Source organism: Nocardioides sp. W7 (genome assembly GCF_022919075.1).
In the GTDB taxonomy this organism is placed as follows: domain Bacteria; phylum Actinomycetota; class Actinomycetes; order Propionibacteriales; family Nocardioidaceae; genus Nocardioides.
Genome location: NZ_CP095078.1, coordinates 4,082,182 through 4,096,953, shown reverse-complemented (window position 1 = coordinate 4,096,953; position 14,772 = coordinate 4,082,182). Strand labels below are relative to the sequence as shown.

The following is a 14,772-nucleotide window of genomic DNA, read 5'->3' as shown; positions in this document are numbered from 1 at the left end:
GCGGGGCGCACCGAGGATGGACGGACATCACACCGCGGAAGCGGGAGAGGAGCAGACGATGAACCACGACACCGGCACCCGGCGTCATCTCGGCGTGGTCGCCGCCGCCGGCAGCTGGCCGCGCGACGAGATCGTCGTGGCCCTGGCGGCCCAGGAGGCGAGGCGGCGCCGGCTGCCGCTGACGCTGCTCCACGTGCAGGAGGACACCGCCGACGGGGCGGGGCTCGACGTCCTGGCGCGGGCCCGAGACGCGGCCCGGCGGCTGGGACCGGGCGACCGGGTGCACACCTGTCACCTCGTGGGATCCGCGCCCACGGGTCTCGTCCGCGCCTCACGGCGCGCCGAGCTGGTCGTGCTCGGGGCGGAGGGGGGCTCGCCGATCACCCGGCTGCTGCGCGGGGAGGTGACCGCGAACGTCGCGGCGCGCGCCCGCTCCCTCGTCGAGGTGGTCCCGACCGGGGACGGCGTCGCCCCCGGTGCCCCGGTGGTCGAGCGCGTGGTCGCGGTGAGCTGCGGTGACGGTGACATCGGTGAGCTCGCCCGCGTCGCGTTCGACCAGGCCGAGCGGTACGCCGCCCCGCTCTACCTGATGCGCGCCGGGGAGGAGGAGCGGCCCGAGCTCGTCGGGCGGCTCGAGGCCGCCCTCGCCCGGTGGCGGCGCGCCCATCCGGTGGTCGACGCGGAGGTCGTGATGCTGCCCGGCCCGCCGCCGGCGGCCGTCCTGCACCAGCTGGAGGCGACCGACCTGGTGGTGGCGATGCGGGGCACCGGGGCGTCGTACTGGGGCCGTCCCGACGGCATCACCCGGGCCCTGCTCGACCGCGGGCCCTGCCCGGTGGTCGTCGTACCACCGGCCGAGGGGGGCACGACCCGGTGAGCGCGGAGGTCGAGCTCGACGACGACGCCTGCCGCGCCCTGCTGGTGCGGGGCGTGGTGGGCCGCCTGGCGTTCTGGGCGTACGACGGACCGCGCGTGCACCCGTTCAACTACGCCGTGCTGGGCGGGCTGGTCGCGATCCGGACCCGGCCCGGCTCGGCCCTGACCCGGCTGGCGCGTGAGCGTCCCGGTGCGCTGGTCGCCTTCGAGCTCGACCAGCTCGACCACGCCGACCAGCGGGGCTGGAGCGTGCAGGCGCGTGGACCGGTCGAGGAGCTGACCGACCCCGCCCTGCTGGCCGAGATCGAGCGGGTCCGGCCGCCCCGGCCGTGGGCCCCGGGGGAGCGCACCGTGCTGGTCGGGATGCGCTGGTCGGAGCTGACCGGCCGCCAGCTCGGCACGGGCTGGGACCCCACCGACGCCCAGGCCTTCCGCCGGCTCGGCTGACCGGGCCGAAAGGCCCAGCCGGTCGTGCCCTCCGGCCCTGCCCGCGACGGCGTGGGCTTCGGAGGATGGAGACACGAGGAGCTTCCTCGTGACGATTCGGGAGGTCGAGAACGATGACGGACATCAGCACCGGCACAGCGGTTACGGGCGTGGTCGTCGGGGTGGACGGCTCGCCGGCCAGCATCAACGCCGCGCGGTACGCGCAGGCGGAGGCGGCCCGGCTGGGCGAGTCGCTGCGGATGGTCCACGTGCTGCCCGACTACGCCCCGATGGCGATCCAGATGGTGCCCATCTCGGAGATCAACGAGGGCGGGCGCCAGGTGCTCCGCTCGGTGGCGAAGGAGCTCGCGCAGAGCGAACCGGCGCAGGCCGCCGTACCTCTGGACAAGGTGCTGCGCCGCGGCGCCCGGGTCGCCTCCCTGGTGGCTGACGCTCGTGCGGCGCGGGTCCTGGTGGTCGGCGCCGACCGGCGCCCGATCGCGAAGCGGCTGCTCACGGGCGACACCTCCACCGGCGCGGCCGCGAGCTCGGTCGCTCCCGTGGTGTCGGTCCCCGAGACCTGGACGCCCGCCGGACACGGGGTGGTCCTCGCCGGGGTGAAGAACCCCGGCAAGTCGTCCGACCTCCTGGCCGAGGCGTTCGCCGTCGCACGGGCCCGGGGCAGCCGGCTGCTGGTCATGCACTCCTGGCGGCTCCCGTCGGAGTACGACGACGTCATCGCCAGCCGGGTCGCCATCGACGAGTGGGACGCGCGGGCCCACACCGAGCTCGAGGCCGCCGTCGCCGACTGGCGCACGACCTATCCCGACGTCGACGTCGAGCTCCGGGTCGTCCACGACCAGGCCGCTCACGCACTGGTCGAGGTGTCGGACGAGGTCGACGAGCTGGTCCTGGTCCGCCGGGCGCACGGCTTCCCGGCCGCGGCGCACCTGGGCTCGACGGCCCGCGCGGTGCTGCGGGCGGCCCACTGCCCGGTGCGGGTGGTCCCGCCGGGGCACGCGGCCGAGGTCGCGGGCCTGGTGCTCGAGGACGCCGGAGGGATGCAGAAATGACCACCGGCGAGGTCGGCACGATCAGCCCGGAGGAGTGCTGGGTGCTGCTGGAGGACGAGTCGTTCGGTCGGCTCGCCTACCGGCTGGTCGACGAGGTGCACATCGTGCCCCTCGACTACGTGACCTCCGGACGCTCGATCTACCTGCGCACCCAGGCCGGCAACAAGCTGCTCGCCGCGGCGCTCTCGTCCGACGTCGCCCTGGAGATCGACTGGCGCGGCGAGCACGGGGCGTGGTCCGTCGTCGTCCGCGGCCGGCTGCGCCTCCTCGAGGCCGCCGAGCACCCGCTCGAGGTCCCCGCCGCCCGACCCTGGGTCACCGACGCGGCCTCCGAGGTCGTCGAGCTGGTCCCCGAGGTCGTCGAGGGACGTCGGTTCAGCTGGTCGTGAGCTCGGCCGGTCCGCTGCGGGGGTGATCGCCCGGACCCGGACCCGGAGGTGCGGAAAATCTGCTGGGTCCGTGACCATCTACAGGCCCCTGGACGACCGCCGACCCAGCAGTTTCCCGGCCGGACGGCGGGCGGCCCAGCAGCTTCCCGCCGCGGATGTGACAGGTTGGGCCGGTGCCCACCCGGTCCCTGCGTCCGCTGGTGATCGCGGGTGCCGTCGCCCTGGCCTCGGTCGGGCTCCTCGTGCTGGCGGTCGGGCAGGGCTGGCTCGGGCCCGACGTGGGCCGTGGTGACGGCTTCTGCGAGGCGGCCCGCGACGGGTTCGTGAAGCAGCCGGCCAACTCGTTCTCGAACCTCGGGTTCGTGCTCGCCGGCCTGCTTCTCGCCTGGCGCGCGGGCCGGCCCGACCTGCTCGGCGACGTGCTGCCCCGCGAGCGCGGCCTGGCCACGTCGTACGCCTGTGTCGTGGTGCTGCTCGGCCCGGCCAGTGCCGCCATGCACGCCACCCAGGCGGAGTGGGGCGGCCACCTCGACCTGCTCAGCATGTACCTGGTGGCGTCCTTCTCGGCGGCGTACGCCCTGATGCGGTGGTGGGGTCGCGACCGCGTGCTCTTCACGTGGCTCTTCGGCGTCTTCGTGGTGGCCTGCCAGCTCGTCGGGAGGTACGACGGCCCGGTCCCGGTCGTCGAGCACGCGGGCAACGTCGCCTTCGCCGCCCTCCTGCTGACCGCGGTCGTCACCGAGATCCGGCTGTGGCGTCGCCGGGCCGGCGACCTGCACACCGACCTCCGCTGGGGCGCCGGAGCGCTCGGCGCCATCCTGCTCGCCTTCGCGATCTGGAACCTCACCCAGCAGACCTGGTGCGACCCGGACTCGCTCCTCCAGGGGCACGCGGTCTGGCACCTGCTGTGCGCGGTGTCGGCGTACCTGATGTTCCGGCTGTGGGGGAGCGAGCGCCAGCGCTCGGCCGGCGCCGAGCGCCGGGTCCCGACAGACGCTCGGGTCAGCCGACCTTGAGCTTGGTGTCCGGGACGTGCTGCCGGATCGTGGCGACCAGCTCCTTGGCGGCGTCCTCGTCCTCGTCGTACGTCTCGTGCTGGGTGACCGTCAGTCGGGGCCGGAGCTTGGCGTCCGAGAAGCCGAGGTCGACCGAGTGGCCGGCCGGGACGGGCAGTCGGAGCATCGCCTCGAGGACGGGAAGGTTGTCGGTCCACGCGGCGAACACCCGCGCCACCCACTCCTCGTCGCTGACGCGGCTGTGGTTCTGGGGGTCGGGCTCCCGCTCGATCGTCGCGCTGTAGACGACGTCGCAGTTGACGCCGTCACCGCCGATGTCGACCGAGAGGCTGGAGTCGTACCACGGCGGCACGGCCTCCACCAGGACGCGCTGCCACCAGTCGACCGCGACCCGCGCGGTCGCGAGCGCCCGGCCCGGGGGCACGTCGGTCACGGTGAACGTCCCGTCGCTGGCGTCCAGCGCGATCGTCTGCGTCGGGATGTGCGCGTACAGCTCGTCGTGTGCCCGCACCACCACGTCGAGCAGGGCGAGTCGCGACGACGGCAGGTCGACCGAGGAGTAGGTGGACGACTCCGCCTCGACGTCGCGCACCGCGAGGTTGACCGACCAGCGCTCGGTGCCGGTCGAGACGATCTCCACGACCGAGGTCAGGATCCTCGACGTGGTCGCCCGGTCGGTGACCGTGTCGATGAGGTAGGTCAGCGCCATGCCCTTGCTCGGGGGAATGAGGGCGACCTCCGCCCCCGGGGGCAGCACTGCCCGCAGCGCCTCGACCCGGGTCTCGGCCGCCGCCTCGTCGTACGCCGGGGGCTTGGTCTTGCCGGTCAGGAAGCTCAGGAAGGCCATCCGGCCACCGTAGCCGCGGGCCGGCTCGGGCCCGGGGTCGGGACGTCGCCGTCAGCGCCTCCCGACCGTCAGCCGCGCCGCCCGGGACGTGGAGGCCTTCGTCTGAGCCGCCCCGCGGTAGACCGCCTTGACCGCGTGCCGGCCCGCGGGCAGTCGGGGCAGCCGGACGACGGCGGCGGCGCGGGTGCCCAGCCGGAGGGTCGCGAGCTTCCGCCGGCCGTCGTACAGCGTCACGGAGCCACCGGGGGAGGAGATCCCGGCGACGACCACCCGCACCGAGGCGGTCACCCGCTTCCTGACCGTGGTCCGCGAGGCGCTCAGCTTGACGGTGGTCCTCGAGGCCAGCCTGGCCACGGAGATCGGCCCGCTGCTCGCGGTCCCCGGCGCGCGGCCGGTTGCGGTCGCGGTCTCGACGACCGTCAGTGATCGGCCCGCGTCCGCGGCGAGGAGCCGGTACGTCGATGCGGTGGCCCCCGGGATCGGGTCGCCGTCGCGCAGCCACGTGCGGACCACCCGCGCTCCCTCGGGCCAACTGCCCGCCGTGGCGGACAGCGTCTGCCCGACGGCGCCGCGGCCGGCCACGGCCGGCGGCTGCACGGCGACCAGCACGTCGCCCGCGGCCGTGGTGACGGGGAGGCTGCTCGAGACGGCCGGCTGGTAGCCGTCCAGCGTGCCGGTGGCCCGCACGGTCAGCACCTTGCCGAGGTCGGCCGATGCGACCGTGTAGACCTCCCCGGTCGCGTCGGCGATCTTCGCCGACCCGCGGTACCACTGGTAGCTGATCCGGTCGACCACCGGATCGAACGTCGGAGCGCCGACCCGTAGCTCGGTCCCGACCCGGCCGCTGCCAAAGATCGAGACCGGGATCACCACGGCCGGCGGGTCGACCACCGAGAAGGCGCGCCAGGGTGCGGCACCCAGCGGGGAGCCGCCCGTGTCGAGCAGGACCACCCGCCACTCCCAGGCGCCCGCCGCCAGCGCGGCCGTCGGCGCCCAGGCCGTCGCCCTCGTCGTGACGTTCTCGGCGAGGCTGGTCGTGCCGGCCTTGCGCCGCTCGAAGCGGTAGCTGGTGGCGCGGACGTCGGGCTCCCAGGTGAAGTACGCCGTACTGGGGGCGACCACGGCACCCGCGGCCGGGGCGATCGTGGCGGGGACGACGGGGTCGATGCGGAACGAGCGCTGCTCGCTCCACGCGCCCTTTCGTCCGGTCGCGTCGATCCGACGGACCCGCCAGGTGTAGCTGGCACTCGCCGGGAACGGGTCGCTGGGTGCCCACGAGACGTGCTTCCAGGACGTGAAGCCACCCACCTTCGTGGGCCCTGCGTACACCTCGATCTCGTAGCCCGCGGCGAAGGCGAGCGGCGCCCAGCTCAGGGCGTAGTCGACCCCGAGACTGCCGCCGTCGGCGGGCGTCGTGAGCGTGGGCACCGCCGAGCGCTTCACGAACCGGCCGGTCGCGCTCCACACCGTCGGGTTGTTGCTGCCGTCCACGGCGCGCACCCGCCAGTAGACGGGTCCCTCCGGATAGGTCTGCGACGGCGAGGTGAACGTCCGCTCGTTGACGGTCGTGTTGTCGATGGTGCTGCCGAAGGCCGGGTCGACCGAGGTCTGGACGACGTACGACCTGGCCTCGGTCGAGGCGGGTGTGGCGAGCGAGGAGCCGGTCGCGGCGGACGGGTCCCGCAGGGCGTCGAGCTCCGAGCCCCAGCGCAGGGTCACGTCGTCGGCGACCTCCGCGTCCTGCGCCGGCATGTCTAGGGCCGGCGCCACGGTCTTCTTGGCGAAAGAGTTCTCGGGGTACCGGACCAGGCCCTCCGGGCACTCGTCGTCGAAGCACGGGTCGACCACCCAGAAGTACGCCGAGCCGGCCTGACTGTCGGGCAGGGTCTTGATTGGGGTCCACATCGTGGAGGAGACCTCGAAGCTCTTGAACCCGGACACGGGGTTGGTCAGCTCGCGGTCGTGGGACAGCATCAGCCGGTACTTCGTGGCGCCCGGGACGGCCGGCCAGGTCAGCACGGGCGTCTGCCGAAGGTCGACGCAGGTGCCGGGCAGCGCCGTCTCACAGGCCTCGCGCGCCCCGCCCGCCGCGCCGTACGCCGCGGTCCCGCTGATCGCGGCGGCGTGCTCGGTGATGGCGCCGTCACCGCGGACGTCGGGGTCGTAATAGAAGGTCGCGGGCTGCTGGGCGATCAGGTCGGTCACCGGGGCCGGGGAACTGCCCTCGTCGGCGGCCCGGACCAGCCAGCTGTAACTGCCGGCCGAGCTCGGCACGCAGAAGTCGGCGAGGGTGGTGTGCACGGTCTCCTTGCTGCAGACCAGGTCGCCCTCGGCGTCGTACAGGTAGAGCGTGTAGCTGCTCGCCCGCTCGATCGCGGTCCACTCGTAGAACAGCGGGATGCCGGGCTCGTTCGCGCCCAGGGGATAGACCAGCTCCGGCTGGTTCGGCCAGGCCCGGCGGAACCGCCACGGCTCCGCCGGCCAGGGCGCCACGTTGCCGGAGGCGTCGACCGGGCGCACCCGCCAGTAGTACTCGTCGTTGTTGAGCGTCCCGGCGGGGGAGTAGCGGGTGCCGACCACGCCCGTCGCGCTGTGCACCACGCTCAGGAACCCGTCGTCGGTGCTGACCTGGAGCTGGTAGGTGACCGCACCCGGCACCGGCTCCCAGTCGAGAGCGACGTCGCGCACCGGAGTGGCGAAGCTGTTGACGGGAGCGGTGAGCCGGGCGGCCGCCAGGCCTCGGACCTCGTACCCGCGCGGCGTCGACCAGCGGGTCGTGTAGCCGCTGCCCAGGGCCGCGCGGACCCGCCAGTAGTAGGTGCCCACCACCTGGTAGCGGGTGAGCACCGCGGCGGTGGTCTGCTGGGTGTTCGCGCTGATCAGGGCGGGGTCGGTGAACTCCGGGTCCGGGCTGACCTGCACGGTGTACGCCGTGGCGCCGGCCACCGGCTCCCACGCGAACCGGGGCGTGTCGACCGGGGGCTGGATCACCGCTCCGGGCGTCGGCCGGACCGGGACCGGCGGCGGCTGCGACTCGTGCACGAACGACTCGGTGCTCCAGCCGCTCGGCCCGTCCGCGTTGCTCGAGCGCACCCGCCACCACAGCACGCCGTCGGGCAGCTGGACCTTCGGCACCATCCGCACGTTGACCGTGCCGGTCACCGACTCGAGGGTGCTCGCGAAGTCGGCCGAGGCGGCCACCTGGACGTCGTACCTCGGCGCGCCGGGCACGGGAGCCCACTGCAGGGCGACCAGTCCGTCGACGACCGCGCCCCCGGCCGGGCTCAGCTGGGTCGGCGGCTCCGGCGCCGCGGCCCGGGCGGGCGGCGTACCGACCAGCGGACCGGCGAGCGCCAAGGTGAGACCCACGAGCAGGGACACGGCACGGCTGCGGAACATGGACGACTCCCCGGGCACGACGGAGCGCCCGCGGCCGCGGACGCTCTGTGCTCTTCGGCGCGCGGCGGGCCCGACTTGACCCCCGGGTCAGTCGTGGGGCTGCTCGGCCAGCTTGCGACGCAGGGTGAGCGTGGCCCGGCTGTGCAGCTGGCTCACGCGGGACTCGGTGACGCCGAGCACCTGACCGATCTCGGCCAGGGTGAGCCGGTCCCAGTAGTAGAGCGCGATCACGATCTGGTCGCGCTCGGGCAGCTCGCGCACCGCGCGGAGGAAGCCGTCGGGCCAGTCCTCCCCGGCGCCCGGCAGGTCGTGCGTCGCGGGCACCGCGTCGTCGTCGCCCGTGGTGGCCGCCTCGAGGCTGACCAGGTTGGTGTAGCTGGTGTCGGCGTAGAGCTGCTGCAGGTCGGCCACGCTGATCCCCAGCTCCGCGGCCACCTCCTGGTCCTCGGGACCCCGACCGAGCCGGCGCTCGAGCGTCGCCTGGGCGGCGTTGACGTCGCGGATCTTCTCGCGGACCGACCGGGGCACCCAGTCGGTGGAGCGCAGGCCGTCTACGATCGCGCCGCGGATCCGGGCGATGGCGTAGGTCTGGAACTGCAGGCCGCGCGCCGGGTCGAACTTGTTGACGGCGTCGAGCAGCCCGAGGACGCCGTCGGAGGTCAGGTCGCTGCTGTCGACGCTCGACGGCAGACCGGAGCGGAGCCGGCCCACGACGTACTTGACCAGCGGCGCGAACCGCAGGACCAGCTGGTCCCGGGCCTCCGCGTCGCCGGTGTCCTTGAACCGTCGCCAGAGGTCGTCGAGCTCGTCCGGCGGTGTGGATGTCGGCATCCGTCCTCCTCCTGAGGCAGTGCGCGGCCACAGTAGTGGCTGCGGACGGCCTCGGCGGGGGAGTTCGAGGAAGTGAGTGCTCAGTCGTCGAGGAAGGCGATCTCCTGGAGCAACCCGAGGTTCTGGCGCTCGGGAACCGGCGGGGCGTCGACGACGGCGAGCCGCGGGATGCCGGACACGGCGGGGGTCCACGCCTCCTCGAGCGGGCCGGGCTGCGCCGGACCGAGGACGGCGTCGAGCGGGTGGGGGAGCTCCGTCGGCATCGCGATCGAGTCCGGCACGAACGTCGTCCGTGGAGCGTCCGCGACCGGGGCGAGCGGCTCGGAGTCGGTCACGTCGACACTGAGCGGGCTGTCGGCGGCGGCCTGCTCGGCCGGGGCCTGGAGCGCGACGCCGAGGATGACCCGGGTCAGGGCGGCCATCGAGCGCAGGGTGGCGCGCACGGTGGCGGCGTCGAGTGTCGGCTCGTCGCGTGCCGGCTGGTCGAGCGCCGGCTCGTCGAGGGGTGCGAACCGGGGGTCGTCGAGAAGGGGCTGGGTGCTGGGGTACGAGCTCATCTGGTGCTCCCTGGGGTGGCGCCGCTGCTGTCGATCGTGCGGGGCTCGACGCTCAGCGTGGTGCTGACCTCGGCGAGACCCTCGAGGAACGGGAGGCGCTTGAAGAGGAGGGTCGGCGCGGTCGCCGTACCCGTGACGTCCACGCTGTTGTCCGCGTAGACGAGGAAGTCGTCCTCGGACAGCGTGATCCCGTGCTTGCCGGCCTCGGCCCGGGCGGCCTCGAAGGCCGCCACCGCCGTCTGCGGCGTGGGGACGTCCTCGTCGCGGTGGGCCACGACGGCGGCCGCCTGGTAGCCCGCCTCCTCGAGCTCGTCGGGCGTCGAGAGCCGGGTCAGCAGCACCGAGCCGCCGTCGATGGTCAGCAGAGCCGCGACCACCGCTACCGCGGTGAGCGACCCTTTGATCAGTCCGTTCGCCATGTTCCCCCCCAGTTGCGATCGAGCGACGTCCGCCGTGCGCCCGGTCCCGGGCCGGCCTGATTCGACCGGCCCGGGACCGAGCTGTGCGACTGGGTCAGCAGCCGGCCGCGAACTCCGTCTGCAGGCCGCCGCTGGCGGAGTCGTAGACCGCACCGTCGGTGTCCGGGTCGTCCGCGCTGGAGTTGGGATTCAGGACGACGATGCAGTACGTGCCGGTCTCGGTCCCCGGCTCCAGGGCCAGAGTGTTGTTGTCCCCGACCTTGAGGTCCTCGAGGACCGCGTCGGCCGTGCCGGCACTGGCCTCGGTCTCTGAGGGGATCGCATCGGCGGGGTGGTCGGTCATCCACGTCTCCACCAATGCGGCGGCGTTGCGGGCATCCGACTTCATGCCGGCGTCGATGCCCTTCTGGCGCTGGTTCAGGAAGGCCGGGATGGCGATGGCGGCGAGGATGCCGATGATGATGATGACGACGAGGAGCTCGATCAGGGTGAAGCCCTGGTCCTTCTCCTTCATCGACCTCTGCAGTCGAGCGAGCATGGTGTTTCCCCTTTGCGGAAGGTGTGGCTGGTGCGGCGCCCTGCGCCCCTCCCCGGGGTCAGGTGCTCTGGTCGATGGGTCTTGTCGGCCCCGCCGGTACGTCGCTTGAGTGGCACCCGAAGAAATCCCGGCCGGTCTGGTCCGCGTCCGGCCCCAGGCCCGATCGCTCAAGTCGGACGGTGCGAGCGCCGATCTGCCCTTCGGTTGAGCACGCAACCGAAGGAGGGGTCATGTCGTCGTCCGCACGAAGGAGCCACGGGGCCCCAGCGCGCCGCGACGACGGCATGACCCTCATCGAGGTGGTCGTCGCCCTCGGGCTGTTCCTGGTGATCGCCGGCGCCGTGCTGAGCCTGCTCGGCAGCGCGATCCGGCTGGCCAAGGAGGACCGGTACCGGATGGTGGCGACCAGCCTGGCGACCCGGGAGCTGGAGATCACCCGGGACGCGTTCACCGCGCGCACCGGCGGGCCGACCTCGATCACCACCAACCAGGTGGTCAACCCGAACCCGCTGCCCGGCGGCGCCGCCGACCGGCCGCTGGTCGTCGACGACGTGCCCTACACCGTGACCCGCACCGCCCAGTGGGCCCAGGTCGGGTCCACGGCCGCGTCCACCTGCGACGACGGGAGCACCGCCGAGCTGGCCTTCCTGCGGGTGCGGGTGGAGGTCACCTGGCCCGGCCTGGGCGAGCGCCCGCCGGTGTCCACGGACACGGTGATGACGCCGCCCAAGGGCACCTACGCGCAGAACACCGGCCACATCGGGGTCCGGCTGCTGGACGCGGAGGGGGAGCCCCTGGTGGGCACGTCGGTGAGCGTCGCCGGACCCAGCGGCACCACCAGCGGCGTCACGGCGGCCGACGGCTGCGCGGTGTTCGCCTTCCTGCCGGAGGGGTCGTACGTCATCTCGGCCGCCCTGGCCGGTCACATCACCCGGGACGGCACCACCTCGAAGACCATCACGGTGCTGCCGGGCCAGCTGGTGCGCACCGTCCTGGAGTACGCCCTGGCGAGCCGACTGGTCGTCACCTACCAGACGACGGCCGGTCACGAGCCCAAGGGCGCGACGGAGTTTCCGGTGACCCTCGCCAACAGCGCACTCGTCCCGAGCGGGACCACCGTGCGCCGGGGGGCGGTCGACAGCTCCGGCACGCAGACCGTCGACAGCCTGTGGCCCTACCCGGCGGGGTACGAGGTCTGGGCGGGGGCGTGCACCGACAGCGATCCGTACCAGAACGACCAGGCCCGCGAGCTGGTCGCCGCGGCACCCGGCGCGACGAGCACCGTGACGCTCCCGCTGGCGGCGGTCCAGGTCACCCTGAGCGGGAGCGGTCGAGGCAACAAGGACGTCACCGCGACCCGGGCCGACGACGCCGGCTGTCCCGGTGGGGCGAGCATCGCGCTCGGGAAGACCAACGCCAGCGGGGTACTCAAGACCAGCCTCCCGTACGGGCGCTGGAAGCTCTCGGCGAACGGCAGGAGCAGCGAGCGGACCTTCGACTGGGCCGGGAGCTACCCGGCCGCGGTGACGCTGTCGTGAACCGGGCGGTGGACCCTCGTCGGCCCCGGGACGCGGGCATGACCCTCGCCGAGCTCCTCGTCGCCATGGCCGTCTTCACGATCCTGCTCGCCGGCGTCGGCGCGACCTCGGTGCTTGTCATCCGGACCACGTCCACGCTGGAGAACCGGCTGGACAACGCCACCCAGACCCAGGTGGCGGTCGATGGCGTGAGCAAGGTGCTGCGCACCGCCGTCCTGCCCGCGCAGGCCACCGAGCTGGCCTGTCCGACCTGCGCGGAGACCGCGCTGGTGCAGGCCAGCCGGACCCGGGTGCGCTTCTACGCGAACCTCAACACGGTCGGCTCGGCGCCGCTGCTGGTGACCCTCGAGCTCGAGCGTGACCCGAGCGCCGCCCAGCCGTCCGCGCAGCTGGTGCAACGGACCCAGCAGCCGATCGTCAACACGGCCGCCGAGTCCTACAGCTACTGCGACCCCGCCGCGCCGACCTGCCAGGTGCGGAGCCGGGTGCTGGCCCGTGGCCTGCCCTGGCCGCTCGTCGACACCCTCCACTACTACAACTCCGAGGGCGCGTTGATCCCCGAGCCGACCGTCGGCAGCACCGACCTGCCGATGGTGACCACCGTCGAGGTGTCGCTGCGGGTGCAGACCGTCCGGGGCAACGCCCGCTACCGGGCCGCGACCGTCTACAAGCGGGTGCGGCTGCCCAACGCCGAGATCAACGTCCTGGAGGAGAACCGATGAAGCCGACTCGCGACCGCACTCGCTCTCGCGACCAGGGCTCGGCGTTGATCGTGGTGCTCGGGACCACCATGGTGCTGATCATCCTGGCCACCGTCGCCGCCACCGCGGCGATGAGCACCAACCGGGTCGCCCGGCACTCCAGCGACTGGAACCAGGCCCTCGCGGCCGCCGAGGCCGGGGTGGACGACTACCTCGCCCGCCTGAACAAGAACGACCTCTACTGGCGCACGGCCACCGACTGCGCCAACACTGCGATGAAGCGGCCGAACGTCGGCTCCTGCTCCTGGGGAGCCGGCACCCCCGTCGGCTGGGTGCGGGTGCCCGGCGCCGACCGGGCCGAGTACCACTACGAGGCCGAGACCGCGAGCACCCCGGTCAACGGCACGGTGCGGCTGACCGCGACCGGCCGGGTCGGCGAGGTGACCCGCTCCGTGCAGACGGTGCTGCGGCGCGGCGGCTTCGGGGAGTTCCTCTACTACACCATGTACGAGGAGATCGACCCGGCGAACGACTCCACCTACGACGGCACCCCGCGGAGCACGACCTGGGCGGCGACCAACTGCGTGCGCACCTGGTGGCCGACCGCCAGCCCGCGGCACTCCGACTGTGTCAACATCCAGTTCGCCGGCGGCGACGTCATCAACGGCCCCCTGCACACCAACGACCGGATCCTCACCGGCGGGGCGGTCCGCTTCAAGGGCACCGCCACCACCTCCTGGCCGGACTGCGCCAAGCCCACCGGCAAGCAGTGCTACGCGAAGGCGGGCTCGTCGGCGAACCCGATCTTCGAGAAGGGCATCAGCTACCGGTTGCCGATCGAGCTGCCCGACACCGCCGGCGACCTGCGCACCTACGTCGACGCCACGAAGACCGAGCAGCCCGGGTGCCTCTACACGGGGCCGACCCGGATCAAGCTGGTGACGTCCACGGCGACGTACTCGACCATGCAGGTCTGGAGCCCGTACTCCCAGACGACCCTGAACCCCGGGTGCGGCAACGCGACCGACTTCAAGGACCACCCGACCACGGCGCAGACGCTGACGATCCCGCACAACAACCTGATCATCGTGCGCGACCTCCCCGCCGGGGGGCCGACCCCGGTGACGAACGCCAACGGTTCGTGCAAGAAGGAGACGATCGGCGGCTACCCCCTGGGCGACGACTGGAACGAGACGCTGAGCGACGCCAACTGCCGCTACGGCACGCTGTACGTCGAGGGGACCCTGAAGGGGCGACTGACGCTCGTCGCGGACAACAACATCATCGTCACCGACCACCTGAAGTACCACGGCGGCAAGACCGGCACCGAGGCCCTCGGGCTGATCGCCGGCAACTCGGTGAAGATCTACCACCCGGTCAAGAAGCCGACCTCGGGCACCACCTTCACCGATCTGGACCGCCCGGAGGGCAAGGGCAAGTTCAAGAACGCGGTCGTCCAGGCCTCGATCCTGACGCTCCTGCACAGCTTCGGCGTCCAGGCGTGGGACAAGGGCACGACCAGTGGTCTGGGGACCCTGAGCCTCTTCGGCTCCTTCGCCCAGCGCTACCGCGGCCCGGTCGCGACGACCGGCGGCACCGGCTACGAGAAGAACTACGAGTACGACACCCGACTGCGCTTCGCGCCCCCGCCGTACTTCCTCGACCCGGTGCGCTCGGCCTGGGGGATCAAGGCGTACGGCGAGATCTCCGCCGCCTACTGATCCGCGCGACTTGCGGCACAAGCGGGCGTCTCCGATCTCACTCCGCGCGGCAGGAGCAGTGCGGGCGGCAGCAACGCCTAGCCATGCTGGCGCCCGGGGTCGTTGCGGTCGTTGCGGTCCCGGACGTGAGAATGAGCTGGCTCGACGAGACACATCGGCGGGTCGGGGCGATCTGTCCTCACTCGCGCCGTCGCCCGATAGACGCGAGAGGAGGTTGTTCGGGTTCCCTCGTCCGCCACCCGAGTCTCGTTCACGGCCACGCCACGAGCCGACCGAGGTTTCTCGGTAGCACCGCGCACTTCGCGGCGGGTGCGGACGGTCGACTCACCCGCGTCGGGGGAGGCGGACTCTCCGTTCGGGCCGAGAGATTCATTGCCACGGTCGTGTCCGAAATATGGGTCACCCCGGTCGGGCGGGGCTGACCGAAGGGAGCACAGTGAT

The 14,772-nt window shown here is 72.9% G+C and carries 14 protein-coding genes; 8 read left to right on the top strand and 6 right to left on the bottom strand.

What is annotated here, in order from left to right:
• Positions 1-58 precede the first annotated feature (58 nt).
• The 5 genes from MUB56_RS19360 (at position 59) to MUB56_RS19340 (ending at position 3,780) form a co-directional block, all read left to right on the top strand.
• The gene (locus MUB56_RS19360) at positions 59-877 is read left to right on the top strand and encodes a universal stress protein (RefSeq protein ID WP_244928644.1); all 819 of its coding nucleotides are present in this window, start codon (positions 59-61) and stop codon (positions 875-877) included.
• Positions 874-1,323 (top strand): pyridoxamine 5'-phosphate oxidase family protein, encoded by a 450-nt coding sequence (locus MUB56_RS19355; protein ID WP_244928643.1) that lies wholly within the window; start codon positions 874-876, stop codon positions 1,321-1,323. Before MUB56_RS19360 ends, MUB56_RS19355 begins: the two co-directional genes overlap by 4 nt.
• Before the next feature lie 113 nt (positions 1,324-1,436).
• The gene (locus MUB56_RS19350; protein WP_244928642.1) at positions 1,437-2,375 is read left to right on the top strand and encodes a universal stress protein; all 939 of its coding nucleotides are present in this window, start codon (positions 1,437-1,439) and stop codon (positions 2,373-2,375) included.
• Positions 2,372-2,764 (top strand): pyridoxamine 5'-phosphate oxidase family protein, encoded by a 393-nt coding sequence (locus MUB56_RS19345; protein WP_244928641.1) that lies wholly within the window; start codon positions 2,372-2,374, stop codon positions 2,762-2,764. Before MUB56_RS19350 ends, MUB56_RS19345 begins: the two co-directional genes overlap by 4 nt.
• Before the next feature lie 173 nt (positions 2,765-2,937).
• Positions 2,938-3,780, top strand: a complete 843-nt coding sequence (locus MUB56_RS19340; RefSeq protein ID WP_244928640.1) for a ceramidase domain-containing protein — start codon at positions 2,938-2,940, stop codon at positions 3,778-3,780.
• Here MUB56_RS19340 and MUB56_RS19335 read toward each other — a convergent pair.
• From MUB56_RS19335 to MUB56_RS25960, 6 genes are all read right to left on the bottom strand, one after another.
• Positions 3,767-4,627, bottom strand: a complete 861-nt coding sequence (locus MUB56_RS19335) for a hypothetical protein (RefSeq protein WP_244928639.1) — start codon at positions 4,625-4,627, stop codon at positions 3,767-3,769. The two genes, MUB56_RS19340 and MUB56_RS19335, sit on opposite strands and share 14 nt — an antisense overlap.
• Positions 4,628-4,678: 51 nt before the next feature.
• On the bottom strand, positions 4,679-8,026 hold the full coding sequence (locus MUB56_RS19330; RefSeq protein ID WP_244928638.1) for an Ig-like domain repeat protein: 3,348 nt from the start codon (positions 8,024-8,026) through the stop codon (positions 4,679-4,681).
• 87 nt (positions 8,027-8,113) lie between these two features.
• Positions 8,114-8,857: a FliA/WhiG family RNA polymerase sigma factor gene (locus MUB56_RS19325; protein WP_244928637.1), complete on the bottom strand. Its 744-nt coding sequence runs from the start codon at positions 8,855-8,857 to the stop codon at positions 8,114-8,116.
• A gap of 80 nt (positions 8,858-8,937) precedes the next feature.
• Positions 8,938-9,414: a hypothetical protein gene (locus MUB56_RS19320; RefSeq protein ID WP_244928636.1), complete on the bottom strand. Its 477-nt coding sequence runs from the start codon at positions 9,412-9,414 to the stop codon at positions 8,938-8,940.
• Entirely contained in the window at positions 9,411-9,833 is a 423-nt protein-coding gene (locus MUB56_RS19315; RefSeq protein WP_244928635.1) for a hypothetical protein, read from the bottom strand. Before MUB56_RS19315 ends, MUB56_RS19320 begins: the two co-directional genes overlap by 4 nt.
• A 94-nt stretch (positions 9,834-9,927) precedes the next feature.
• Entirely contained in the window at positions 9,928-10,371 is a 444-nt protein-coding gene (locus MUB56_RS25960; protein ID WP_348536697.1) for a prepilin-type N-terminal cleavage/methylation domain-containing protein, read from the bottom strand.
• Between the two features lie 74 nt (positions 10,372-10,445).
• Here MUB56_RS25960 and MUB56_RS19305 point away from each other — a divergent pair, with 74 nt between their 5' ends.
• From MUB56_RS19305 to MUB56_RS19295, 3 genes are read left to right on the top strand one after another with little or no spacing between them, the layout of a single operon-like run.
• Complete coding sequence (locus tag MUB56_RS19305) at positions 10,446-11,909, top strand: prepilin-type N-terminal cleavage/methylation domain-containing protein (protein WP_348536696.1); 1,464 nt, start codon at positions 10,446-10,448, stop codon at positions 11,907-11,909.
• Positions 11,906-12,631, top strand: a complete 726-nt coding sequence (locus MUB56_RS19300) for a prepilin-type N-terminal cleavage/methylation domain-containing protein (RefSeq protein ID WP_348536695.1) — start codon at positions 11,906-11,908, stop codon at positions 12,629-12,631. Before MUB56_RS19305 ends, MUB56_RS19300 begins: the two co-directional genes overlap by 4 nt.
• Positions 12,628-14,331 (top strand): pilus assembly PilX N-terminal domain-containing protein, encoded by a 1,704-nt coding sequence (locus MUB56_RS19295; protein WP_244928632.1) that lies wholly within the window; start codon positions 12,628-12,630, stop codon positions 14,329-14,331. Before MUB56_RS19300 ends, MUB56_RS19295 begins: the two co-directional genes overlap by 4 nt.
• Positions 14,332-14,772: the final 441 nt, after the last annotated feature.